This is a genomic window from Pseudescherichia sp. L3 (assembly GCF_024656065.1).
Classification (GTDB): Bacteria; Pseudomonadota; Gammaproteobacteria; order Enterobacterales; family Enterobacteriaceae; genus Pseudescherichia.
Genome location: NZ_JANKYC010000001.1, coordinates 1,381,532 through 1,401,813 on the forward strand (window position 1 = coordinate 1,381,532; position 20,282 = coordinate 1,401,813).

At 51.4% G+C, this 20,282-nt stretch carries 22 protein-coding genes; 8 read left to right on the top strand and 14 right to left on the bottom strand.

Annotated features, from left to right (window positions below; all coding sequences use genetic code 11):
* Nucleotides 1-89 precede the first annotated feature (89 nt).
* The 3 genes from NR795_RS06690 to NR795_RS06700 all read right to left on the bottom strand — a co-directional run bounded on the left by NR795_RS06690 (nt 90) and on the right by NR795_RS06700 (nt 1,787).
* Nucleotides 90-563 carry a hypothetical protein gene (locus tag NR795_RS06690; RefSeq protein ID WP_144815475.1) on the bottom strand — a complete coding sequence of 158 codons (474 nt, stop codon included), beginning with the start codon at nt 561-563 and terminating at the stop codon, nt 90-92.
* Nucleotides 564-699: 136 nt separating this feature from the next.
* On the bottom strand, nt 700-1,227 hold the full coding sequence (locus NR795_RS06695; protein ID WP_257757650.1) for a GNAT family N-acetyltransferase: 528 nt from the start codon (nt 1,225-1,227) through the stop codon (nt 700-702).
* On the bottom strand, nt 1,224-1,787 hold the full coding sequence (locus NR795_RS06700; protein WP_257757651.1) for a helix-turn-helix domain-containing protein: 564 nt from the start codon (nt 1,785-1,787) through the stop codon (nt 1,224-1,226). The genes NR795_RS06695 and NR795_RS06700 overlap by 4 nt, the downstream gene beginning before the upstream one ends.
* 98 nt (nt 1,788-1,885) lie before the next feature.
* On the opposite strand from NR795_RS06700, the gene NR795_RS06705 reads away from it, so the two are divergent.
* Together NR795_RS06705 and NR795_RS06710 are read left to right on the top strand one after the other, a co-directional pair.
* Nucleotides 1,886-2,368: a glutathione peroxidase gene (locus tag NR795_RS06705; protein ID WP_144815467.1), complete on the top strand. Its 483-nt coding sequence runs from the start codon at nt 1,886-1,888 to the stop codon at nt 2,366-2,368.
* A gap of 114 nt (nt 2,369-2,482) precedes the next feature.
* The gene (locus NR795_RS06710) at nt 2,483-2,737 is read left to right on the top strand and encodes a hypothetical protein (protein ID WP_144815465.1); all 255 of its coding nucleotides are present in this window, start codon (nt 2,483-2,485) and stop codon (nt 2,735-2,737) included.
* A 415-nt stretch (nt 2,738-3,152) separates the two neighbouring features.
* On the opposite strand, the gene NR795_RS06715 is transcribed toward NR795_RS06710, so the two are convergent.
* Nucleotides 3,153-3,767 carry a hypothetical protein gene (locus tag NR795_RS06715; RefSeq protein WP_257757652.1) on the bottom strand — a complete coding sequence of 205 codons (615 nt, stop codon included), beginning with the start codon at nt 3,765-3,767 and terminating at the stop codon, nt 3,153-3,155.
* Nucleotides 3,768-4,143: 376 nt separating this feature from the next.
* On the opposite strand from NR795_RS06715, the gene NR795_RS06720 reads away from it, so the two are divergent.
* The 3 genes from NR795_RS06720 to NR795_RS06730 are packed head-to-tail and all read left to right on the top strand — an operon-like array spanning nt 4,144 to nt 5,426.
* On the top strand, nt 4,144-4,677 hold the full coding sequence (locus NR795_RS06720; protein WP_257757653.1) for an isochorismatase family protein: 534 nt from the start codon (nt 4,144-4,146) through the stop codon (nt 4,675-4,677).
* Between the two features lie 40 nt (nt 4,678-4,717).
* A complete protein-coding gene (locus NR795_RS06725) occupies nt 4,718-5,101 on the top strand; it encodes a hypothetical protein (RefSeq protein WP_257757654.1) in 384 nt (127 codons plus the stop codon).
* A gap of 46 nt (nt 5,102-5,147) precedes the next feature.
* The gene (locus NR795_RS06730; protein WP_257757655.1) at nt 5,148-5,426 is read left to right on the top strand and encodes a hypothetical protein; all 279 of its coding nucleotides are present in this window, start codon (nt 5,148-5,150) and stop codon (nt 5,424-5,426) included.
* Nucleotides 5,427-5,504: 78 nt separating this feature from the next.
* Here the strand turns inward: NR795_RS06730 and NR795_RS06735 are convergent, their stop codons facing one another.
* The 4 genes from NR795_RS06735 to NR795_RS06750 all read right to left on the bottom strand — a co-directional run bounded on the left by NR795_RS06735 (nt 5,505) and on the right by NR795_RS06750 (nt 10,642).
* Nucleotides 5,505-6,458: an aminoimidazole riboside kinase gene (locus NR795_RS06735; protein ID WP_257757656.1), complete on the bottom strand. Its 954-nt coding sequence runs from the start codon at nt 6,456-6,458 to the stop codon at nt 5,505-5,507.
* 24 nt (nt 6,459-6,482) lie between these two features.
* Nucleotides 6,483-7,826 (bottom strand): carbohydrate porin, encoded by a 1,344-nt coding sequence (locus tag NR795_RS06740; RefSeq protein ID WP_144815443.1) that lies wholly within the window; start codon nt 7,824-7,826, stop codon nt 6,483-6,485.
* A 122-nt stretch (nt 7,827-7,948) separates the two neighbouring features.
* Nucleotides 7,949-9,382: a glycoside hydrolase family 32 protein gene (locus NR795_RS06745; RefSeq protein WP_257757657.1), complete on the bottom strand. Its 1,434-nt coding sequence runs from the start codon at nt 9,380-9,382 to the stop codon at nt 7,949-7,951.
* Between the two features lie 18 nt (nt 9,383-9,400).
* Nucleotides 9,401-10,642: an MFS transporter gene (locus NR795_RS06750; RefSeq protein ID WP_144815437.1), complete on the bottom strand. Its 1,242-nt coding sequence runs from the start codon at nt 10,640-10,642 to the stop codon at nt 9,401-9,403.
* Nucleotides 10,643-10,886: 244 nt separating this feature from the next.
* On the opposite strand from NR795_RS06750, the gene NR795_RS06755 reads away from it, so the two are divergent.
* Nucleotides 10,887-11,882 (top strand): LacI family DNA-binding transcriptional regulator, encoded by a 996-nt coding sequence (locus tag NR795_RS06755; protein WP_257757658.1) that lies wholly within the window; start codon nt 10,887-10,889, stop codon nt 11,880-11,882.
* 43 nt (nt 11,883-11,925) lie between these two features.
* Here the strand turns inward: NR795_RS06755 and NR795_RS06760 are convergent, their stop codons facing one another.
* The 5 genes from NR795_RS06760 to NR795_RS06780 all read right to left on the bottom strand — a co-directional run bounded on the left by NR795_RS06760 (nt 11,926) and on the right by NR795_RS06780 (nt 18,710).
* Entirely contained in the window at nt 11,926-13,134 is a 1,209-nt protein-coding gene (locus NR795_RS06760) for an aldose 1-epimerase family protein (RefSeq protein WP_257757660.1), read from the bottom strand.
* Between the two features lie 210 nt (nt 13,135-13,344).
* Nucleotides 13,345-14,706: a NosD domain-containing protein gene (locus NR795_RS06765; RefSeq protein ID WP_257757661.1), complete on the bottom strand. Its 1,362-nt coding sequence runs from the start codon at nt 14,704-14,706 to the stop codon at nt 13,345-13,347.
* A gap of 14 nt (nt 14,707-14,720) precedes the next feature.
* A complete protein-coding gene (locus tag NR795_RS06770) occupies nt 14,721-16,115 on the bottom strand; it encodes a glycoside-pentoside-hexuronide (GPH):cation symporter (protein WP_374543922.1) in 1,395 nt (464 codons plus the stop codon).
* A gap of 116 nt (nt 16,116-16,231) precedes the next feature.
* Nucleotides 16,232-17,242: a LacI family DNA-binding transcriptional regulator gene (locus NR795_RS06775; protein WP_144815427.1), complete on the bottom strand. Its 1,011-nt coding sequence runs from the start codon at nt 17,240-17,242 to the stop codon at nt 16,232-16,234.
* Between the two features lie 1,054 nt (nt 17,243-18,296).
* Complete coding sequence (locus NR795_RS06780; RefSeq protein WP_257757662.1) at nt 18,297-18,710, bottom strand: hypothetical protein; 414 nt, start codon at nt 18,708-18,710, stop codon at nt 18,297-18,299.
* A 277-nt stretch (nt 18,711-18,987) separates the two neighbouring features.
* On the opposite strand from NR795_RS06780, the gene NR795_RS06785 reads away from it, so the two are divergent.
* The gene (locus NR795_RS06785; RefSeq protein WP_144815419.1) at nt 18,988-19,197 is read left to right on the top strand and encodes a hypothetical protein; all 210 of its coding nucleotides are present in this window, start codon (nt 18,988-18,990) and stop codon (nt 19,195-19,197) included.
* 56 nt (nt 19,198-19,253) lie between these two features.
* On the opposite strand, the gene NR795_RS06790 is transcribed toward NR795_RS06785, so the two are convergent.
* Complete coding sequence (locus NR795_RS06790; RefSeq protein WP_144815416.1) at nt 19,254-19,490, bottom strand: DUF1272 domain-containing protein; 237 nt, start codon at nt 19,488-19,490, stop codon at nt 19,254-19,256.
* Between the two features lie 116 nt (nt 19,491-19,606).
* Between NR795_RS06790 and NR795_RS06795 the strand changes: the two genes are divergently transcribed.
* Nucleotides 19,607-20,278: an SOS response-associated peptidase gene (locus NR795_RS06795; protein WP_144815414.1), complete on the top strand. Its 672-nt coding sequence runs from the start codon at nt 19,607-19,609 to the stop codon at nt 20,276-20,278.
* Nucleotides 20,279-20,282 lie beyond the last annotated feature (4 nt).

Sequence of the window (20,282 nt, forward strand, 5' to 3'; positions counted from 1 at the left end):
GTGTGAGGGCTGCAACAGCAGCCCTGTGCCTGAAGCACTCCCTGACGCCTTCATGATTGTCGGGATCGCCCTCAGAAGACTAAGTGCGTTTAAAGACGATTTGGGCGCGTTGCCAGGAAGACCACTGCGGCTCCCATAGCGACGATGAGCGTATCTTCAATTAGGCCACTTCTGGTCTGCCCAATCTCTGCTATGGCCTTTTTGCGTGCCGCAAGCGTTACATAGGCAAGTGGCACAGCGGCAGAGACAGCAATCGCTGCCCCGGCCTTTTCTTTTCCGCTGGGTGCCAATGCCGCGCCCGCAATCCCTGCACTGGCCACGCGAGCTGATAAGCCCAAAAACACAGTGCGGTCTGGTGCTGACTTCATCTTGTCGCCAAAGAGTTCCCCTACTCCCATCGCTAATGCGCCATATTTGAATAGTGGACGGTCCAATAGCAAAAGACGGCCTGATGTATCGCGGCCGGTGATACGTGCTGCTGCGATGGCCGCCATCGGCGTCATGGAACGGCAGCTGGCGACAAGACCTATTAAGGCGGAGTAGACGAAATCGGTTATTTTCATTAGTTATCTCCGGGGTAAGTAAAGGTTTTTAACTCTTTAAGCATTATTAAGGTGGAAGGTGATAAACGTTGTGTGGTCTTGTATGCAAATGACCACGGTAAGAGTCAGTATAGATGAAAGGCTTCTGCCAGCGGATTTAGCTGATAGTAGCGCTGACTTTATACATATAGGTCGTCGCATCCAGGGTGTTTTCAATAGACCTTGCATAACAGGGAATCGACCCGGCTATCTGCCAGCCTAGTGAAAGATATAATTTGCTGGCAACATCACCGCTACGTGTATCCAGGACGAGTAGAGAGAGTCCTTTTTCCCACGCTCTTTGCTCTGCCTGATTCATTAATTGTCTGGCAATACCCTGACGACGCGCATGTGGGTGAACAAGTAATTTGGAAATTTCAGCACGATGACTGCCATTGGGCATGGCACAATAGTTGATTATCACTGTGCCGACCACGCTGTTGTTATCACGGGCTGTCAATAATTCACAATCCTGGCTGGCAAGGCTGTTGACTTTATCTTCCCAAAAGCGATCGATAGCCAGACGATCGTCTGGCTGAGTAAAACCTACGCTTGCACCGTCTTTTACACACGCCTGCAGTACGTCACCTAATTCCGTTAATTTTTGATGTGCTTCGGTAGCGCTCAGAAATTCATAGTTGATCATGATTTACATACCACTAAGAGATAATGTGCACCCAGGCTCCCATGAGCGCTGAATGATGAGATGCCTGCCAAATGAAAGCGCAAACTGTCGCCTTTTTTTAACGTCCATATTTCAGTATCTACCTTGATAGTTAAACCTCCTGCACATAACCATAGGTATTGCTCAAGCCCCTGCACCGGCGGGTTTAGATATTCGATATAAGCACCTGGACGCAATTTTCCCTCAATAAGCTCACATCTAAACTGATTAGAAGGCGGTAACAGCATTCGCCGTTCAAATCCATTGCGCTCATCCTGCCACAGGGTTTGTTGCTCCACCCTGAAAAGATTATCAGCAGTTTGTTCAACCTCAGCCAGAAGCCGGGACATCGTCATTCGGTATACGATACAGAGTTGATTCAGTACTTCAGCCGTAGGGCTGACCTCACCACGTTCAATCCGTGATAAGGTGGCTCGGCTAATACCCGATACAGATGAAAGCTCTTCCAGGGTTCGGTTGTGCTGCACGCGGAGTGCAGCAAGGCGTGCCGCTAATTTTTGTCTGTAATCTTGATTATCCATGTTAGCATCTCTAATTAGAGAAATAATTCTCACAAATGAGATATTAGCCCCTGTACTGCTTCTGTCAAACTACCTGATTCTGCTGTGAGGAACTCAACATGGCTCCCTTTTATCAACTTACTGCCACCAGCCTGCATGGCCAGCCTGTATCGATGGCCGATTTCGCAGGCAAGCTGGTGCTGGTGGTGAATACCGCCAGCCAGTGTGGCTTCACGCCGCAGTATGCTGGCCTTGAAGCGCTCTACAAAAAGTATGCTGCCCAGGGTCTGGTGGTGCTGGGTTTTCCCTGCAACCAGTTTGGTTCTCAGGAACCCGGCGGCGTCGATGAAATTACCCAGACCTGCCACATCAACTACGGTGTGAGCTTCCCGATATTCGAGAAAGTAGAGGTCAACGGTGCCGCTACGCACCCGGTGTTTCGTTACTTAAAAGAGGAATTGCCCGGTGTATTGGGTGGACGAATCAAGTGGAACTTCACTAAGTTCCTCATCGGACGCGACGGCAAACCACTCAAGCGGTTTGCGCCATTCACCACGCCGGAGAAACTGGAACCCGTCATTGTTGCTGCGCTTACAGTGTAGAATGCGTCAAACCAGGGCAGTTAAAACAGATCTTCAAAAAATCTGAATGCAGTTATCAAGACTTAAGCTAGCCTTAAATATGAGGTTATCATCAATAAAAGTGGAGGATTTTTATTGTCTATTCAACACGACGAGAAAGGCTACGTCATAATCGGAGAAGCGGCACTCTCTCTCGCCCTCAAAGAGCAGGATATTGAAGTCAAATCGCTTATCAAGGAACTCTCCCGTATGGCTGAGTCCAGCGTAAGCGATGAGCGGATTTATGCTATCTTTGAAGCCAGAAATTGGCTGGTGAATGTTGACCTTACTGGGAAAGATGTTGAGTCCGTGCCGTATATTAAGACCCTTACCGGCCTGAACGACGAGTAGAACGGATACACTTAGACGTAGACCGGTTCCGGCCGGAAAACGATGAAGATAACCTTACGGTTACGCTCAGGCGTTACCGGCTGGAGAAAATGTCAAGGACGACACAACTCCCCTTCATAATGTGCATGTCGCCTGTCATCACCTCTCTCAACTGTATCTATAAATTGTATTTATAAACCCTTCTTTAAGACGTAAAACGAGGCTTTATGACAGAAGTAAAGATACAGTTTCTCTCTTTTTTGTAATTACAGTATCTATTCGCTTGATTTGCTCTATGCTGTGCATGTTCTTTGTAACGATGACCCTTTGGTCACCCTTCTGAAGTATTGGATTTTATTTCAGAAGGGCAATTTTTATACAGCCTTCACCTTCCCACTGACCTTAATAATAAGAAGCTAATAGCTTTTTAACCTGATTAAAATTGAGGTTTTGTGGCCCGTTTTTGGTCCATAAACTTGCTCACCGCATTTTTCCATGCGGGATCAAACAGACTTAAATGTGTGCTTCCCACCTTGAGTGTGGCAGAGTCTGGCTCGCATCCCATGCCTGAGGTCGGCAGGGGTTTGTCACACCACTCCGGGGCCATTCCGCCGGTTGAAATCGGTCCATATTTTGCGATCGCAGCTTCCTTCATGGCCGTTTCATTCTCTTTGGTCCATGGAATTTCGTAGTTGATTAACGATACGGCCATGGGATTATTCTTATCGTATGGCACACGAGGTTCAAAGCTCACCTGCATGCGGGTGCCATCCTTTTCATAGATAAGGTTTGAAACTTCTATATTCCCGGTGACCAGATAAGCTATCTGATCTTTCCGGAACGTAGAGGTTCTTATTGCGTCTGCGGATACGCCAAAGTTTTTCTGCATTGCAGCTCGCGCCTCTTCAACGCTCATGCCGGTCTTCACGCCAGCGACATCAAAGGATTTTACATCAACCGAGCGAACCGCCGGTGCGGCATAGGCAGGAGAGATCAAACATGGCAAAGCCATATACAGTACGGCAGGTAAAGCAAATAGGTACTTCTTCATCTTCTTTCCTCTGAGATTGATCGACCGAATGTCCATTTTAGGGTCTTACAAACAGCGATCCTCCCCTGTAAGGGGGCTAACAATGCTTAAAGACGAGGCGATCATAAAGAACTCAGCAAAAGCGTATTCATCAGCAATTCCTTTATAAACTCTCGACATCCTTAAACGACGACAGGGTGCATAGTACCTTTAGATACTTTTTCAATAACCAACCGAAATTGGTAGGGTTTATCCAAAACAAGGCGTGGTCATGAACGTGATGAGCTGGACAGAGCGTTAGCACTTATCCATTAATCTTAGGGGCTGACAGATTTAAGGCGATCGACTAGGATGGTTTATCTTTATTCGACGCGTGACTAAATCAAAAGGAATAGTGATGACTGCGGCCCTGATTATCATCGACATGCAAAATTTTATTGTAGACAGAATCAATAATGGCATTGGAATGTATCCTGATAATGCCGTGCATAATATGGAAAGCATATTAAAAAAATTCAGAGGCGCTGGTGATCCTGTTATTCATATTCGTCATCAGACGCCTGGAGAGGGTTCGCCACTACACCAACATTCCCTGCTCGCTCACGTCATGGAAGAATTTGAGGCGGAGCAAGGTGAAACCGTAATGATAAAAAACACCTCTTCAGCCTTCAGCTCAACCGAGCTCTTTTCTCACCTGAAAACTAACCACATTGACGAGTGCGTTGTTATTGGTGCCGTAGCGGGTTTTTGTGTGAATTCTACCGTCAGGGCTGGTGCAGATTTAGGTTTAAAAATGACGGTGGTAAAGGATGCGGTAATCAGTTTTGCACTCCAGGAGTCAAACCTTGAAGCCAAAACCATTCTTGATGTGACGCTTGGTCTACTTGAGGCTGGATTTGCGAAAATAGTTACAACGAAAGAGATAGTTTAACTTATTTGTTACTCCTACTCTGCCTGAGGAGAAAAATGCTATGCAGCCAATACGGCTTATGGGCGACGGATATGAACCTCATGTCGATCGGTTAGGCGACAGGCTGACCTACTCGCTGCCTGTCGACTCAGGCGTAGTGAGCTTCAGCTTCACGTTTGACATTGACCAGCTCGATCTGGACATCCTACTTTCGGATAATTACAGGCGAGCCGTTCTCTACGTCATTGCCCACACCTTGCTTCAGCGGTCGACGGCGAAAGGTAACGATCGCTTCACCCAGAACGACTTCGATACCCTTATTGCGAATACACTTCACTCTCCGTCAGAGCGTCTGCAAACGTTTATTTCGCAAGTGGGCCGTGAAAACCACATCGTTATTGAACATTATGTGAAACAAGTCATGTCACCAGCGAAGCGCTGTTAACCCAAGGGCCGGCAGCGAATTTATCATTCAGGCATGGAGGTGGAACATGCACATCGATACCAGGCACAGGATTTGGGCACTTATCTATCTTATGGCGGCCTATGCTCTTGCACTACCCACACTTGCTCTGTTCCTGGATCTGGTGATAAACGGAAGCATTATTGATATATTGAAAGATAAATACTCATTTGCAGATCTTATTCGCTTTCGTAAAACTCTGTTCTTATATTTTGCTGGACTCGGTGCGGCCCTTGGTTTTGTCTACTGGCTCTTTTTCTTCAGGAAATTTAGACACCACGATCCGCTGGACAAATATTTCAAGTAACGACTCATACTGTATGCGCCTGCTCACCACCTCGATAAAGAGCCCTGGATAAGCGCCGCTCACCCAGGGTGCTTCAGGTTAACCGATCTCCCCAGAATTAAACACGAGCTCAGGCGCTGATGTCCTGAATGCCGCCACACCCTGGGCATCAGGCAGCGCGGCTAACGCCCCTTTCGCCGTGGTTGCCAGCGCGCCACAGGCGCTGGCCTGCGTCATCGCCTGTTTGAGCTGGGCCAGATCGTCTAACGTATTGCCCTGTGCCACACTCGCCAGCAGCCCCGCGATAAACGCATCGCCCGCGCCGGTGGTGTCCAGACTTTTAACCTGGAACGCGCTGGCCTGAACCCGCCGATCCTGCCATAACACCATCGCCCCGTCAGACCCGCAGGTCACCACCTTCAGACGTGACGGATAGCTTCGTAGAATGTCTAACGCCTTTTCATGCTGCGTGGTGCCAGCCAACCAGTACAGCTCCTCCTGCGACAGCTTGAGAATATCGGCCTGCTGGGCAAAATGACGCACGGTATCCAACATCTCCTGCGCATCGGGCCACATCTGCGCCCGAAGATTAATATCAAAGCTCAACAGGCCATCCCGCTGCTTGATGTAGCTGATAGCCCGTACCAGCGTGTCACGACATGGCGTTGCCACCAGCGCCAGGGAACAAAAATGCAGAATATCGTTTCCAAACGCCGGAAGCGTATCAGCGGTCAAAAACTGGTCGGCAGAAGGATCGACCAGAAAGGTAAAGCTGCGATCGCCCTCATCCCCGAGCGAGACCAGCACCGTGCTGGTACGGTGCTGCGTATCAAACTGCATAGGCTGGGTATCAACGCCCTCCTCTGTCAGCGTGTTACGTAGAAAATGACCAAACGGATCGTCGCCCACTCTGCCGATAAAGCCGCTCTCGCAACCCAAACGCGCGGCTCCGACGACAACGTTAACCGGCGCGCCGCCTGCACAGGCGGTGTACTGCATCTCTCCCTGCGGCAGGAGATCCACTACCGCGTCGCCTAATGCCCAGATTTTCATAAACTCCCCTTACCGAAATTATTATCAAAACAGATACTTAAAGCGAACCCGTGCGCCGTAGCGTTCATCATCGTTACCGGTTGGCGCAGCCGCCGAGTCCAGCCAGGAGGCGTAAGCCCCGAGGTAGATGTTGAAATTTGGCATATCCATAATGTCTGGTAGCTGCCATGAGGTATGGATGGTGTGAATGTCGTAGCGGCCCGGAGCAAGGATCGCGCAGTCGCTATCGCAGTCCGCGTTGACGCCTGCCATATTGAACTGGTCAATTTTGTTGTGGGCATAGATGTAGCCCAGCTCGACGCGGTGCCATAGCGCATTGATACCGGCGCTAAAGTCTTTCTCGTCTGCCGCGTCAAGGTAGGCGGTGCTCAGATTCACCACCGCGCCGTTTTCAGGGTCGGTCTTCAGCGTATTCCAGCTCATGGTCATGCCGTAACCGGTACGGCTGGACTGATCCCGGAAGCGGCCATTTTCCTGCTGATAGCCGTAGGCGTTATTGACCAGATTGCTCTCCAGCGCGGCGGCCACCGACCACGGGCCGGACTGCCATGCCGCCACCGGGCGCACATACACGACGTTTTTACGGTTATCCAGCGCGTTGCCATGGTAGTTCTGATCGACAAACAGGGAGCTGCCGTCCTCGACCAGCGTATTGACCTCGAAATACCAGTTATCCAGGTTTTTGCTGAGCAGGAAATTGCCGCCGCTGTTGCTGCGTCCTCGTCCCTCTTTCATCATATAGATATAGCCGTACCCGTCACTGTAGAGATCGTTAGCGGTATTACCGGAGTATTGAATAAAGGTATCCTGATTCAGGGGGAACATATCCCAGGCTTCGAAGCGACCAATTTTAATTTTCCAGTCATCCTGCTGACCGAAGAAAAAAGCCGCATCGTCGAGATTCATTTTACCGTTCATGTCCGCCAACGGTTGGACGGTAAAGCCAGCATATTTGCCGTCAGCCCCTTTTCGCATACCATCAAAACCGAGAAGAATACGCCCGTTAATATCCCAGCGCTCTTTTTCCCCTGGCGTCCAGCTTTTATTAGCGCTGGTTCTGAGCGATGTCAGTCCACCGGTGCGGCTGGCTCCGTCCATATTAAATTCAACGTCGCCATAGAATTTTAAATCATCGGTATCATTTACCTGTAACGTGGGTTTTGCCGGTGCGGTGCGGGCAACCGTTTGGCGAGTTTCCTGCTGCTTTAAGGCACGTATCTCGGCTTCTGCACTGGCGGCGCGCGCCTCGGTAGCTTTCAGTCGATTTTCCATTTGCGCCAGCCGTGCTTCCAGAGAAAGGCTATCCTGCGCACACACCACGCCGCTAAATACAGACGTCAACATACAACCGACCCAGATTATTTTCATCGGGAAACCTTTTTTATTATTGCGATAATCAGTTATTCATTACGTAGAGGTACAGTTTGGCGACAAAGACAACCCTAACCCGTCCATCGCCAGAGACGGGTTATTCCAGACGCTTATCTTATTTATTCAAGCTGCCAGGCTCCGCCATCGGACAGTGACGCGCTACCGCTCCAGGCGAATAGGCGTAAATCCCGTTGGTTGGCATCCGGATATATACGGCTGCTGAGACACGCCTCGCCATCATTGACAAAGACTTCAACGGACGAGCTGTCTATAAACACGCGCAGGTGGAGATCGTGGTCGAGGGTTAACGGCACGCTGCGCGTCCCGCATAGACCGTGCTGTGGATAGCGACGCTCCAGCACCAGGCGCTGCATCTGCGCATCGACATAGATGCGCAGGCCGTCTCCCAGACTCAGGCCGTACTGTTCGGCATCACTCTCCGCGCCTTTCCAGTTCAGCACCACTTCCATCGCCCCGGCGTTCTCCGCCACGCTAATTTGCTGATTGTTAAGCGTGCTGACCGGCCACGGATACCAGCCCTGGCGCAGGCTTTTCACCTCTTTTGCCGGACGCATCTGTACCCGGTTGTCAGCGCTAAGGTTAAGCTCGCGCGGCAGGGACAGCATCCCGGCCCAGCCATCCTGCTGCTCCGGCAGCGGCGACTCCCACATATCCAGCCAGCCAATGACAATGCGTCGCCCGTCCGGGGTCAGGAAGCTCTGCGGGGCATAAAAGTCGTGGCCGTGATCCATTTCGACAAACTCACCGGCGCGGACAAACGGCTGCCCAGGCTGCCAGTCACCCAGCAGATAGCCGCTCTGAAAAAGATTGCGGTTTTTGAAGCCGTGGGCGGCTATCCCCTGCGGGGAGAACATCAGCACGCGCTTGTCGCCGAGGGTGAAGAAGTCCGGGCACTCCCACATAAAGCCCATCCCGGCCTCGGCTTCATCAAGAACTCCCTCTTCCTGCCACTGGCGCAGATCCGCTGAACGATACAGCCGCACCTGCCCGGTCTCGCCCGCACGGGCACCGACGATCATGTACCAGCTCTCTCCTTCGCGCCAAACCTTCGGATCGCGGAAGTGATGTACGCCCGGCGGTGTATCGACCACAATGCCCTGTCGCGTAAAGTGGATGCCGTCCTGGCTGGTTGCCAGGCACTGCACCTGGTAAAGGTTATCTTCGTTATCGGCATCACCGTGGAATTTATGCCCGGTGTAGATCAGCGCCAGCGTGTCGCCGTCCACTACCGCCGAGCCGGAAAAGCAGCCGTCTTTGTCCTCCGGCCCTTCCGGGGCGATCGCCACCGGCAGATGTTCCCAGTGAACCAGATCCTGACTGCGCGCATGACCCCAGTGCATCGGTCCCCACTGGGTGGAGTACGGATGATGCTGGTAGAAAGCGTGATACCAGCCGTCAAACCACACCAGGCCGTTGGGATCGTTCATCCACCCCGCCCTGGCGGCCAGATGGTAGCGTGGGTACCAGCGCAGGTTAAGCGCATCGCGCTTTACCAAGAGTTCCTGTTCAGCGTCAGCAATTGAGTAGGTCATAGTCTTCACTCTTGTCAGTCAGATAGCGGAAAGTTGTGGTACCTGCGGATCCGCCGAAGCATTGTTGGATCGCAGTAAAAACATGGAGATAAAGGTGATGCCGAACACCAGCAGTCCCATAAAGAGGTAGGATTCGGCGAAGCCATATTTTTCGTAGCTGTAGCCTGCCAGCGGCGACAGCACCGAGGCGATCACCGAGCTGGTGCAGGCGAAGCCCACCAGATAGAGCGTTGATGAGAGGCGCTTATCGAAATTAAGGCTGTTGTATTTGAAGATCGCCACCAGCAGCACCGGCAGCTCGACGGCGTGCAGCAGTTTAGTAATGGAGATTAGCAGCGGCCCCTCTACCAGCCCGGAGGCAATCATGCGCATTGCCATCACCATGCCCGCGAATATCAGGCCATTTTTAGCGCCGACGCGATTCACCAGCCATGGGGCACAAAACATTCCGGCAGCCTCGAGAAACACCTGAAACGAATTGAGATAGCCATACATCGCATTGCCTTCCTGCGGCGTGGCAAACTGGGACGAGAAATAGACTGGAAATTGCTGATCGTACACGCCGTAAACACAGGTGCCGACGACGAAGAACACCAGCGCCCAGAAGCGCGGCAGAGTCAGCAGACGCAGCGCATCCTGCAGCGTGACTTTGCCCCCCGCCACCGCTTCCTGCATGGCATGGGGCGCAGAGGAGACCCGCAGCCGGGCCAGCAGCAGCAGAAACACCAGTCCGGAGCAGCTGGCCACCGCAAAGTTCAGCTTTGGATCAATGTTAAACAGCAGCCCGGCGAAAAACGTTGCCACCGCCCAGCCCAGCGAGCCCCACATTCGCGCTTTGCCGAATTCAAACTGGCTCTGACGCGCCACGCGCTCGGTATAGGACTCCAGCACGCCGATCCCGCCGTTAAAGGTCAGACCAATAAAAATGCCGCCAAACACGCTGCCGAGCAGGATGTTGATCTTCAGCAGATGCCCAAACAGCAGATAGGCCGGGCCAGAGAGGATCAGCATCGTGGTGAGATACCACAGCAGATGCTTGCGCAGGCCGAGTTTGTCCTGAATAAAGCCGTAACAGATCTGGGCAAACAGCGCCGAGACCGACAGCACTGCAAAAATAATCCCCGTATCCCCTGCTTTTAGCCCGACTTCCTGATGCAGCCAAATAGAAAGTAACGAGCCTGAGGAGGACCAGGTAACAAAAAAGAAGAACAGCAAGGCACTGAGTAACGGGTAACTGTGAGAATGATGGGTTTTCATCATGGCGATCTCATGTTGGAGTAATGCCTTGATGGTAACGTTAACAAAAGAATATCCTCACGCCATTTTGCTAAGATTCATGATGTTAATCACAAAAGTTAACGTTAACATAATAAAGATGAGATCGCGATCAACATTTCAGTTGTACAACCTGCAACATCAAAGAGAAACAATAGCGTATGATCCTTTTACATCAGCAACTTAGTTATACTGTCTCACGCAACATGGCAATGATGGAGTAAGACACATGGCGTCCCTGAAAGATGTGGCAAAGCTGGCAAACGTATCGCTGATGACCGTCTCCCGGGCGCTGAACAGCCCGGAGCGGCTGAAACCTGAAACCCTGGCTCGGGTGCAGCAGGCCATTGCGCAGACCAACTACGTGCCGGATTTGTCAGCCAAAAAGATCCGTGGCGCCCATGCTTCGCCGAGCACCATTGGCGTGCTGGCGCTGGATACCGTGACGACCCCGTTTTCGGTCGAGATCACGCTCTCTATCGAAGAGACCGCCCGCGCCCACGGCTGGAACAGTTTTGTGGTCAACATGTTTTCCGACGATAGCCCGGAGACCATGGTGGATCTGCTGCTCTCTCACCGTCCGGACGGCATTATCTTTACCACCATGGGGCTACGGCAGGTACCGCTGCCCGCCAAGCTGCTCACCCTGCCCTGTGTGTTGGCAAACTGTGAAAGCCTGCACGAGCCGGTGGCGAGCTATATTCCGGATGATGAACAGGGTCAGTACACCGCGGTAAAGGCGCTGCTGGCCGCAGGCTATCGTCGCCCGCTCTGCCTGCACCTACCCGAGAGGCATCTGGCGACCATTCGCCGCCGCCAGGGACTGGAGCGCGCCTGCCGCGAAGCCAACGTCGATCCCGATACGCTTGACCATGTCTATATGCAGTTCGGCGATGAGCACTACCGCGATATGCCCGCCCAGCTGCTGGCGCATATTCGTCACGGCAAGCCGCTGTTTGACGCTGTGATCTGCGGTAACGATCGCATTGCGTTTATGGTTTACCAGACGCTGCTTAGCCAGGGGCTACGTATCCCACAGGACGTCGCGGTAATGGGCTACGACAATATGGTGGGCATTGGCGATCTGTTTTTTCCGTCGCTGTCGACGGTACAGCTACCGCACTACGATATTGGCCGCCTGAGCGCGCTGCATATCATCAATCAGGAAACGCACAGCGATACCATTCGCGTCGAAAGCCCGCTGCTGCTGCGCGAATCGCTGTAGCACTACGCTCCCGGAAGCACCGTCCGGGAGCGCGACGGGCAGATTACTCTTTCGCTATCGGCGTAGCGTTCTCTTCGATTTTTGTCTCACCCTGGATAGCAGCAATCTTCTTCTCGACGTCCGCCACCTGCTCGCTGCTGTGCAGCAAGGTATAGGTCAAATCAAATTGCGTGCTGGCACCCGGCTGCAGCTGCTTGACGCGTTTCTGCTCGCGTTCAATAGTGACCGGATAGGCATAGCTAGTACCCGGCTCAATCCCGGTGACGTAGCCCTGTTTAACGGTATCGGTATTTTTCCATAGCGTCAGCACCGGCAGCTGGCGAGTGTCGAACTGGATAGAGGCTCCCTTGTCACCCGCCTTATTCACCACTGCCGCCACGGTCTGATGATCCTCTCCGGAGAGCGGCTGGATGTTAAACACCATCTCATCGAAGCCCTTGGTTGGGCCGGCGTAGGTCTGCCATGTCTTCAGGCCCGCTTTGGCATAGTCGTTAAACGGACTGATGCTGGACATCGGTGCAAGGAATCGTGCCCCCTCTTCGAGGATCGGCATCCCGAAGTTACTGTGGTAGATAATCTGGTAATCATGCGGATAGTCAGCGTGGTTAGTCAGCACATCATGCAGGCTAAAGCTGTTGCTGCCGGGTACATAGCGCAGCTCGGTCATGGTCTGCAAATCGGCCTTCTTGAAGGTGCTCTCTTTAACCAGGCCACGAATACGGATCTCATGCGGTGCCGCATCAGCTACCTCGACCTCCACCTGCGAGGCGGGGGTATTGCCTGCTTTTCCGTGCAGGGTATAGATCTGTCCATCCGCAGTGACCGGATGCCCTGTCCACTCATAGCCGCAGCGCACCATCATTTCATTGAAACCTTCCAGCCAGCCCAGTCCGTTGCGGCTCTCCAGATTGATAAACGCCGGATTGACCACCTCTTTCACCGGTGAATCCCAGCCCATTTTTGCGCCAAAGCCTTCAATGCGCAGCAGGTTCATACCGCGCGTTGGGCTCAGCGTAATAGTAAGCCCATTCTGACTGGCGATGACGAGAATTTTACTCCCCTCCTGCTTACCACCATGCAGCACTTTCTGCTCAATGCTGAACGGCTTATCTTTAATGTTCAGCTCACTGCTTGAAATCTTCCAGTTTCCTTTATCCATGCCCTGTTCAGCGTTGGTCAGCACCCAGGTTTTAGCCGCCGCTTGACCAGAGACCAGCAGAGCAAGCACCGTTAACGCCAGTTTGATTTTCATTGTTTTTCCTTTTTGCTGAATCGATTATTACGTGTCGCGGGAAAATCTACTGATTTGCAGGTTAAAGAAATGTGACGAGGTTCACCTGATGAGAAAGGTCACATTTTCAAGGGAAACTCTGCGGACGAGATCGCATAAAATATGCAAAAAACCCGCATCGTTGCGTGAAAAATGCGGGTTTAAGAAGGTTTTGCTTTATCGTTTCAGCTATTAAAGAGGGCGTACTGGTTCTGGCGTAGCCCTGAACGCATTGAGGCTTTTATCCAGGCTTACCTGCGACTCGCAGCCCGAATCAAGCACAGTATTATGCGTCGCGGCAGGTGCAATCAGCACGGCAGTAATTTCATGCGCCACTCGCCGCTCCGTTGCCAGTAACGCCCCCACCTGCGTTGTAAAGCACGATCCTGCCTCAGCACTCTGCACATCAGTGGGTTCGCGGGTTGCAACGATGTGATTACCCGAAATGTAATTCCCCCGGCCCGTAACAATATGAACGATCACCGGCGTTGCGCCGGGCGGTGTGATGTGCAGCGTTTCCAGGGATGCTGAAATATGATTACCGATCACCGAGTTGTTATCGCCATTGATATGCACAATACCAAAGGTGTCATCGAGGCCATTATCATAGCCCTGCATAGGCGGCCATGGCTCCCGGTCGCGCAAGAGATGGTTGGCTGAAATCAGGTTTTCCGTACAGCTACCCTCCAGGATAATCATGCCTGGATAGAAGGAGTGGAAGCGATTGCCGGTGACGCTTGACCGCGCTACCCCTGCAAAGTGCACGCTGCTTTTCCCGCGGGGAAAGATGTTGTTTGCAGCAATCAGCAGTCCGCCAAAATTCTCGGCGGAGATGGTGAAGCCTTTGTAGCCAGCCCCCATCAGGTTATCGGTAATTTTGGAAGCCTGACCCGCGCCGCGTAGCTCTACGCAGTTACCGCATTCAGCAATAAAATTATCGTGCACCGAGAGCGCGTCAGCGTTGTAGATGGTGATGCCGTGCTCAAGGTAAACAAAGCCCATGCCGGTGATACGGAACGAATCCTGGGCGCTGGCGATATAGATACCCGTTTTGCCGTTCACATAGCTATTTTCCGGATCGTTATGCCCCAGTCCGTCATCGACAAAGTGCAGACCATCAATGCAGAAGCCGGAAAACTCCACTGCGCTAACGCGTGGCTCACCGCTGCGTTCAACGTAGAAAGCTGCCCCAGCATGCTCCTCTTCGCCGACGCCTGCGGCGATATCGACCAGGATCCGGCTGCCGCCTGGCCAGATCTCATGCCAGTTTGGCCACTCATTTTCCGGCGCGTTAAAGCGGATGCTGGACGAGGTGAAGCCATGCCCCGCGCCCATGATTTTCAGATAGCTGATATCAATCACTACCTGGGTGGTGAGGTGGTAGTCGCCGGGCGGAATAGAGATCACCGCGCCAGGCTTACCGCCGCCGTTACTGTCATTTTGCGTTTGCCGACGTTTAATATCGCTGATGATGCTGTTAATTACCTCACCAATATCGCTATAGGGATTGCCGGTATGCCACTGGGTTACATCGTAATGGTTGGGACTCGTCATCGGTACATCCTCCTTTAAATAACAGAAAGTTCACGCTTTGCCAGGTCGACTTTGATTTTTTCGAGCAGCTGATTATCGAGTTTGAAATAACGTACCATCCAGGCGCTGATGAAATAACTCACCATCGGTAGTAACGAGAACATGATAATTATGCCCTGAAGGGTTTGCGGGTTTTGCTGCGGCTGGTTAGCGACATAGCCGGTAAATGAGAGGATCCAGGCGACGATGGCGCCAGCAACGGCCAGGCCCATTTTTAGCATAAACAGATTGCCTGCAAATGAGATGCCGGTCAGCCGCTTGCCGTATTTCCAGTCACCATAATCATCTACGTCGGACATCATGGCCCACAAAATAGGGCCAGACTGGATCAAATGCAGAATATTAATGACGATAAACAGGGATAACAGCGGCGTCAGCGATTGCGGATCAACAAACCACAGCGCGAACGACAGAACCCCGAGAATAATATTGATAATGCGAAACAGCTTTATTTTATCAAAGCGGTCGGTGAGCGGCTTGGCAATCACGCTGCCGAGCATATTACAGGCAACGCCCAGCGCCATAAAAAAGGTGACAAATCCCACCGAAGCGTGCATCACATAGGTAGCGTAGTAGATGGTCACCGCCCCGCGAATAAATGCCGGAAAAACGTTAAGGAAGGTAATGGAGATCATCAGTAACCACTGGTCATTTTTGATGATATCTTTTAAATCCCGCATCAATGAGTCATTGGCTTTAACCGACACCACGCGCTCTTTAATGCTGGCGAAGCAGAACAGGAACATCAAAGTCGCCGCCCCGCCCATAATCATCATGGTCAGCTGAAAACCCGAGGCGCGATCGCCCTTTCCCAGCCATTCCGTCAGCGGCAGAATGGACGAAGAAACAATCAGCGTCGCCAACCCGTTAAGAAAGAATCGCCACGACAGGCAGCCCAGCCGCTCTTTCTGATTGAGGGTGATTACGCCGGCTACGGAGCAGTACGGGATATTTATCGCGGTATAAATAAGCGACATCACCAGATAGGTCACCCAGGCATAAATAATTTTGCCGCTCATGCTGAGATCGGGCGTGGTAAACATCACAACCGCGCCCAATCCAAAGGGCACTGCCATCCATAATAACCATGGGCGAAATTTACCCCAACGAGAGGCCGTACGATCGCATATGGCCCCCATCACCGGATCGCTAAAAGCATCGAATATACGGATCACCAGAAATAAGGTGCCTACCACCCCGGCATCCAGCCCATAGACATCGGTATAAAACCAGGTCAAATAGAGAGCCAGCACGCTCCAGATCATACAGGAGCCGGCATCTCCCATACCGTATCCCACCTTTTCTTTCACGCTCAGCTTCTCATAAACGCTGTGCTTTTGTGTTGTCGTTACCGATATAGTTGCAGACATAGCGTGGCCTACCTCTTTTTTGCGCAGTCGTAAACGCCGGGCATAGGTCATCAGACCTGTACCGTGCGGGTATAATGTCAGGAATAAATTTTGTCAGGCGAAAGCGAATAACCTCATCACAGCGTAGTGATAGTAAGCCTGACGCTGCTCTCACGAATAATGAGCCGAGAAACAATCTCGACCATATCGATACTTTCCTGTTGGTTTTTATTCTTTACTATCTGAAACGCCAGGTGCGCAATTTCATTTATTGGCTGCGCAACGCTGGTTATTTTTTGAGTTTGCGCCAGAACCGTATTATCAAAGCTGGCGATGGCAATATCATCCGGAACCGTTATGCCCTGCGCTTTCAGGCCGTCAATAATATAGCAGGCGGCAACGTCGTTATAGACCAGCAGACAGGTACAGCGAGACGGATCGTTTTTCAGCTTATCGATAATCACATCCAGGTTATGGATATGCCCGGAGGTTTTCTCCCCTTCCCCTTTACCGATCCAGAATTGATGCGCCAGCGCCAGCTGCAGTCCATGGCCGGTAATTTTCTTGCTGTAGGCCGAGACTTTACGATTATCTACGCCCTCCTGAGCGATAAACCCAAAGGCGGTATGTCCGGTATGGATAAAATGCGCTGCGATACTCTCTGCCCCTTTGGTCTGGTTAATAGATACCGAATGAAAAAACCGCGACACCTGCGTCACCACGGCGACGGGTATTTTCGTGGCGCTGAGCCATTCAGACAGCTCTGCCTCTGCGTCGGTGGGCACCCACAGCAGGCTATCGATACCCATTCCGATAAGGCTATGAATAGTGTGTTTATCCTGCTGCGGCTGATTCTGATGCGTTTTAACAATCACCGATTTGCCAATATATCTGGCCTCCTCTTCAAAGGTGGCCAGCAATTCGCAGAAATGCGGATTTACCAGATTGGGCAGGACCACGCCGATCAGACCAGAACATTTTCCGTTGAGCTGTACGGCGCTTTTCATTGGCACATAGCAGAGAAAATCCATGGCGTCCCGTACCGCCTGGCGCGTTTCCGGGATCACGCCCGGATGATTGTTTAGCACGCGTGATACGGTAGCGGTAGATACGCCAGCTTTTTTTGCTACGTCTTTCAGGGATGCCATAAGCCGTTACTGTTTCTCAATTTCACGTGCAGTAACTATAGAGTGTGACGGAGGTCAAAAATGTAAGCCAGTTCACATGTCTTCTCGTTACATTAGCACACGGATCTGGCTCTCATTTTTTGTTAATTTTTACTGCCTATTTGCATTTCATAAACCATCACGCAGGAAGCCCGGCATCTTTCAACCCGCGTCAAAAAGATAATTCCTCTACTACACTATTTCCATATGTGATTGTTACGTGAGTTATACGGAAATATTGGCTATATAGGCAAACAACCGCCCAGCTTGCGGAGTTTTTAATCCATTTCTTATCTGCTCTGAAACATCTACCCGTAGCGCGATCGTTCCACACGAACAGACTAAGATGATGCCCGTAGAGAGAAACGCAGCATACATCAACGTTTGCTCCGCCTTATATTTCCAGCATAAATTGTCCTATATCAAAAAGAAATGCGTAACTTTGTAAGCCACTATAAATTAAAGATATTTTTTCAAAGAAATTTAAGGTATAACAAAAATCATTGACACCTTAACTCAAACTGCTACATTTTTAGTCACATGCAGTGACTATTGTTTTTGCAGCTGTAAGCGTTTTTATTATTGCGATTCAATGTTGTCAAAAGGAGAAAACATGGAATGGAAAATCATCGACTCGCTAGCCAGTCCGGGCACTGGGACCTTCTTTGCCGCGGTATCCTCATCCCGGAACTTAAAATTGATATTGTGGTACAGAAGTGATTTCTTCTTACGATCTGGACACTCTATTTCAACAAGTAATATCGGTTTTGCAATCAATGATCGGCTCAAAAAAATCAATATTATACATGCGTTCCCTTTTAATACTGAGTTGTGGACCAGGTTTATCAAAACGACGCATTGTCCTGGAAATTCACCCGACTTTAATGGCCCCTGCTTAAATAGTTCCTCATGCCAGTTTAAACAATGTCCGTATGAGATCAAAAAACATCTCTCATCGTAATTAAATAGTTATTGAATTACATATAGGACTGATACAATCAACCCACACGAGTGTGGGTTGATTAATCATTTACAATTAATGGGTCGATGGATAGATACCAAAGTCACCGTCTGTCGCATATCCGATACGAAACGTCAGTGTAGTGCCTGCATCCACCTCCGCAGACTGGGCGCTCATGCTCCCCGCACAGAAGTCCTTCGGCAAGGTACTAATGACATACTCCCCCGGCGTTGGATAGACAATGACTTCTTGTGAGGTATCTAAATCGGCTACCGGTTTGCCATTAATATAGACACGGCTTAAGCACGAATTACCTGTAAAGCTCCCATCGCGCTTGATCACCACCGCGCCGCTGTCCCTCTTTTTCACCAGAAGCTGTGGAGCAAGAATTTGTTTCTCCGGCGCGAGCTTCGCCTGTTGATCAGACCCAGATTTGGGCGTACAGCCCACCAGACCAATAATTACTGCCACTACAAGCATTGTTTTCATTTGTTAGCAGTCCCATGTTTACAAGAAATGACCTCAACGTAATGTGCTACTGCGAACGTCGGCATTGATAATAAAAAAGCCGCCTTGAGGCGGCTATCATGCTTTCATGCGAGTTCCGAACCCGGTCATCGCCTGTTTGGTGAAGCGACACTGAACAGTGCCCGCGAACACATGCGACATGCCTTCGACAGCGTTAGAATTTTCTGGTTTCCGCTGCAAAAGTAGACAACTCCAGTACACTTAAGGTCGTTATGCAACCAATAAGAGGAGACGTCTGATGGCCACAGCTAAAGCGTACGATCTTGATCAGGCATACCAGCTACTCAACTCCGGTAAACACCGGGAGGTTGAGCTGGATTTCGACATTGATACCGATGCTTTTTTCCAGATTGCCGACGAGTATGGAAGTAAGGGTGCAGAGATAAAGCGATCTAATAACCACTTTGTTATCAAGCTAGAATCTTTATCTATCCCCTCTTTAAATTAAGCATGTATCTCTACCAGCAGGCGCGGTTCCGGCCTGCTGTTTTTAAACCCATCATGTCACGCGCAGCCTTCAGGTTTAAAAATGCGTGCAGTGGCGGCAGGGTTATTGGTGAGCTTCTCTGCCGCCCTGCGCGGTCTCCGCACCAGCTCGCCGCCGCAGTTCGGGCAGCGCATCGCCATCTTTTCTGCGCAGCTTGCGCAAAACGTACACTCAAATGAGCAAATCAGCGCCCCGGTAGCATCCGGAAGCAGATCGCTATTGCAGCACTCACAGTTGGGTCTTAGCTCAAGCATCAGGCACTCCTCAATGGCTATGGACAAAAGGCGTAGGTATTAATCGCTATTTATATACCAGGCGCTGTCATCTCGCATCCCCCTCTATACTCTCTGTATTGAAACAGGAGGCTTATATGTGCGGACGATTTGCTCAGGCGCAGGCACGCGAAGAGTATTTAACGCTTTTTGCCGATCACGCAGAACGCGATATCCCGTTCGATCCCGAACCCATCGGGCGATATAACGTTGCGCCTGGAACAAAGGTGCTTTTACTGAGCGAGCGTGACGACAAGCTGGGGCTGGATCCGGTTCACTGGGGCTATGCGCCGGGCTGGTGGAACAAACCGGCGCTGATTAACGCTCGCGTCGAGACTGCCGCCACCAGCAGAATGTTCAAGCCGCTATGGCAGCACGGTCGCGCCGTCTGCTTTGCCGATGGCTGGTTTGAGTGGAAAAAAGAGGGCGACAAAAAACAGCCTTACTTTATCCACCGCAGCGACGGGCAGCCGATTCTGATGGCGGCCATCGGCAGCGCGCCGTTTGAACGCGGTGATGAAAACGAAGGCTTTCTGATTGTTACTGCCGCGGCAGATAAAGGTCTGGTTGATATCCACGATCGGCGGCCGCTGGTGCTGACGCCGGAGGCCGCCCGGGAGTGGATGCGGCAGGAGGTCAGCGGTAAAGAGGCGGAAGACATCGCCAAAGATGGCGCGGTTCCGGCGGAGATGTTCATCTGGCACCCGGTCACCCGGGCGGTGGGAAACATTAAAAATCAGGGGCCGGAGATGATCGAGCCTGTAGAGTAATGAC

Coding starts and splice junctions, on each gene's coding strand:
- NR795_RS06690 (WP_144815475.1), bottom strand. CDS start 563: ATGAAAATAACCGATTTCGTCTACTCCGCCTTAATAGGTCTTGTCGCC.
- NR795_RS06695 (WP_257757650.1), bottom strand. CDS start 1,227: ATGATCAACTATGAATTTCTGAGCGCTACCGAAGCACATCAAAAATTA.
- NR795_RS06700 (WP_257757651.1), bottom strand. CDS start 1,787: ATGGATAATCAAGATTACAGACAAAAATTAGCGGCACGCCTTGCTGCA.
- NR795_RS06705 (WP_144815467.1), top strand. CDS start 1,886: ATGGCTCCCTTTTATCAACTTACTGCCACCAGCCTGCATGGCCAGCCT.
- NR795_RS06715 (WP_257757652.1), bottom strand. CDS start 3,767: ATGAAGAAGTACCTATTTGCTTTACCTGCCGTACTGTATATGGCTTTG.
- NR795_RS06720 (WP_257757653.1), top strand. CDS start 4,144: ATGACTGCGGCCCTGATTATCATCGACATGCAAAATTTTATTGTAGAC.
- NR795_RS06725 (WP_257757654.1), top strand. CDS start 4,718: ATGCAGCCAATACGGCTTATGGGCGACGGATATGAACCTCATGTCGAT.
- NR795_RS06730 (WP_257757655.1), top strand. CDS start 5,148: ATGCACATCGATACCAGGCACAGGATTTGGGCACTTATCTATCTTATG.
- NR795_RS06735 (WP_257757656.1), bottom strand. CDS start 6,458: ATGAAAATCTGGGCATTAGGCGACGCGGTAGTGGATCTCCTGCCGCAG.
- NR795_RS06740 (WP_144815443.1), bottom strand. CDS start 7,826: ATGAAAATAATCTGGGTCGGTTGTATGTTGACGTCTGTATTTAGCGGC.
- NR795_RS06745 (WP_257757657.1), bottom strand. CDS start 9,382: ATGACCTACTCAATTGCTGACGCTGAACAGGAACTCTTGGTAAAGCGC.
- NR795_RS06750 (WP_144815437.1), bottom strand. CDS start 10,642: ATGATGAAAACCCATCATTCTCACAGTTACCCGTTACTCAGTGCCTTG.
- NR795_RS06755 (WP_257757658.1), top strand. CDS start 10,887: ATGGCGTCCCTGAAAGATGTGGCAAAGCTGGCAAACGTATCGCTGATG.
- NR795_RS06760 (WP_257757660.1), bottom strand. CDS start 13,134: ATGAAAATCAAACTGGCGTTAACGGTGCTTGCTCTGCTGGTCTCTGGT.
- NR795_RS06765 (WP_257757661.1), bottom strand. CDS start 14,706: ATGACGAGTCCCAACCATTACGATGTAACCCAGTGGCATACCGGCAAT.
- NR795_RS06770 (WP_374543922.1), bottom strand. CDS start 16,115: ATGTCTGCAACTATATCGGTAACGACAACACAAAAGCACAGCGTTTAT.
- NR795_RS06775 (WP_144815427.1), bottom strand. CDS start 17,242: ATGGCATCCCTGAAAGACGTAGCAAAAAAAGCTGGCGTATCTACCGCT.
- NR795_RS06780 (WP_257757662.1), bottom strand. CDS start 18,710: ATGAAAACAATGCTTGTAGTGGCAGTAATTATTGGTCTGGTGGGCTGT.
- NR795_RS06785 (WP_144815419.1), top strand. CDS start 18,988: ATGGCCACAGCTAAAGCGTACGATCTTGATCAGGCATACCAGCTACTC.
- NR795_RS06790 (WP_144815416.1), bottom strand. CDS start 19,490: ATGCTTGAGCTAAGACCCAACTGTGAGTGCTGCAATAGCGATCTGCTT.
- NR795_RS06795 (WP_144815414.1), top strand. CDS start 19,607: ATGTGCGGACGATTTGCTCAGGCGCAGGCACGCGAAGAGTATTTAACG.